This window comes from Desulfovibrio sp. 1188_IL3213 (genome assembly GCF_036763145.1).
Lineage (GTDB): Bacteria > Desulfobacterota > Desulfovibrionia > Desulfovibrionales > Desulfovibrionaceae > Desulfovibrio.
The window spans coordinates 1-2,014 of sequence record NZ_JBAIYR010000408.1 but is presented as its reverse complement, the minus strand read 5'-3'; the positions used below and the strand labels follow the sequence as shown (position 1 = coordinate 2,014).

Below are 2,014 nucleotides of genomic sequence, written 5' to 3'. Positions count from 1 at the left end.
GCGGCAGAGGGGGCCTGTTAGGGGCTTTGCCCCTCCGAGGCCCCCTCTGCACTCCCCCCGGACCACCCCAGGGGCGTTCTATTACCGAAGGATCGCGAGGGCTGCGCGTCTTATGCTGCGGGAGCTTCCTCGCTTCGCTCGGTGATCTCCCTTCGCGCCGCGCAATGCCATCAACGGCATGGGCTTTGACCGGTTGGAAAAATTGTGCAGGCGACAGCAAACCTTCGTTGCCAGCCCGTCGTTGCGTAAAGATCTCGGGCATAAACTGGAGACTATTCCCAAAATCCAAGGCACGCTCGCTTCGGCGCTTAGAGCAATTTAACTTTTAAATTGCTCGGACGTCTGCGTGAGCAGACGTTCGCTACGGAGGCGTAAGCGCAGTTTATCTGCGCGGTTAAACGCCGAAGTGAGCGTGCCTTAAACTTTGAGAATGTATATTCTCAAAGTTAATCTGCTCTAGGCGGGCCGGGCGGGAGCGGACGCTACCGGGCTGCAAAGCTCAAGCGCAACGCTTTCCATATACAGAAAGAACGCAAAGGAGTATGCTGTCCCCACCGGAATGCCCCGGAAACCGGAGAAACCAAGGAGGACGCATGAGCCAAGAGCAATCCGCCAATCCCGCCCTGGGCCAGCTTACCCAGTGGCTTCGCCAACGCCATACCCAGGTGATGCAGGCCCAGGCGCAGGCCCTGCAATATCTTGACGCCGGTGATACCCCCGGCCATAATGCCGCCATGCGCCAAAAGGCCGAACTGCTGGCATCCTTGGGCGATGATGCCAAACCCATGCTGGAATTTCTGCCCGGCGAGCTGCGCTTCAACGTGGCTATGGCCCTGGAAAATTTTTCAGCCAGCGCGCGCACAGCCCTGCGGCTTGGATCCATTTTTTATATGGGCGCACTGCTGTATCCCGATGACCACCGCACGGGCGAACCGGACAACCTGACCCTGTGCATTGAGCGTATGGAAAAAGAAGGGGCGGGCTTTCGCCACGAATAGAGCAGTGAGCGTTTGGAAAACGCTGATGTATGCCGTTTGACGGCGTTGCTTCATTCAGGCAGGGCCCTTCAGCAAAACACCGCCTCAAAAGGCAAACCGTTCTCATAACACGGCGTAAAACACGCTGTATGAAAAATAGTGCGTACGGCATGGCGCATACGTGCTTGCCAACGCTTTTTGCAAGCTTATTTACAAGTATGGGCCGCCGCTCGGCGTGCCTGCCGTCTCCCCGCAAGGGGTACGGCTCCGCCCGGCATAAGGCCGCGCGGCATCAGCAATCTCAAGGAGAATCTCATGACGCGCACCCTGAATCTGCCCGATATTCCGGACCTGCTCAAACTGTCCCTGCTGCCGCTGCTGGCCGCCATTATTCTTATGGCGTCTCCGGCGCAAGCCATGCCCGGCATGGGTGGCGGAGGCGGCTCGGCCGACAAATACAGCCAAATGGACACCAACAAGGACGGCAAGGTCAGCCGCGAAGAATTCAAGGCGCTTTTTCCCAACATGCGCGACGAAGCCTTTGTGGCCATTGACCAGGACGGCGACGGCTTCATCTCCATTGATGAGTGGAGCGCCTTTATGAAAGACCACTCTTCCGGCATGCGCCCCAACCGTGGTATGGGCGGAGGCCCCATGGGCGCTCCCGGTGATCCCATGATGCCCAATCCGGGCAACCCCGAACTGCCGCTGGTTACGCCGCCCAATGGCAACTAGACGCTCCGTCCCGGCCTTTTCCGCGCCCCGGCGTTCCGCAGGGAATGCCGGGGCCGCTTCCGTCTCCGGCCCTGACAGCCCTCACGGGCAGCCCCTTTTTGTCCCCATGAGCGCGGAAGAAATGCACGCCCTCGGCTGGGACAGCCTGGACGTGCTCTTCGTCACCGGTGATGCCTATGTGGACCATTCCTCGTTCGGCAGTGTGCTGCTGGCACGCTGGCTCATTCACCACGGCTTTCGCGCGGGCCTTGTGGCCCAGCCACGCTGGGACAGCCCGGACGACCTGCTGGTTATGGGCAGGC

General features: G+C 59.9%; 2 protein-coding genes and 1 pseudogene. All 3 read left to right on the top strand.

The window, feature by feature from the left end; genetic code table 11:
• Positions 1–593: 593 nt before the first annotated feature.
• Positions 594–998, top strand: a complete 405-nt coding sequence (locus V6C16_RS12010; RefSeq protein WP_333534580.1) for a hypothetical protein — start codon at positions 594–596, stop codon at positions 996–998.
• A gap of 294 nt (positions 999–1,292) precedes the next feature.
• Positions 1,293–1,712, top strand: a complete 420-nt coding sequence (locus tag V6C16_RS12005) for an EF-hand domain-containing protein (RefSeq protein WP_333534579.1) — start codon at positions 1,293–1,295, stop codon at positions 1,710–1,712.
• Positions 1,702–2,014: pseudogene (locus V6C16_RS12000) on the top strand (YgiQ family radical SAM protein); the annotation flags it as partial. The gene V6C16_RS12005 and the pseudogene V6C16_RS12000, both read left to right, overlap by 11 nt.

What these genes read in the sequence shown, in the direction of transcription:
- V6C16_RS12005 (WP_333534579.1), top strand. Translation starts at nt 1,293, where the DNA reads ATGACGCGCACCCTGAATCTGCCCGATATTCCGGACCTGCTCAAACTG.
- V6C16_RS12010 (WP_333534580.1), top strand. Translation starts at nt 594, where the DNA reads ATGAGCCAAGAGCAATCCGCCAATCCCGCCCTGGGCCAGCTTACCCAG.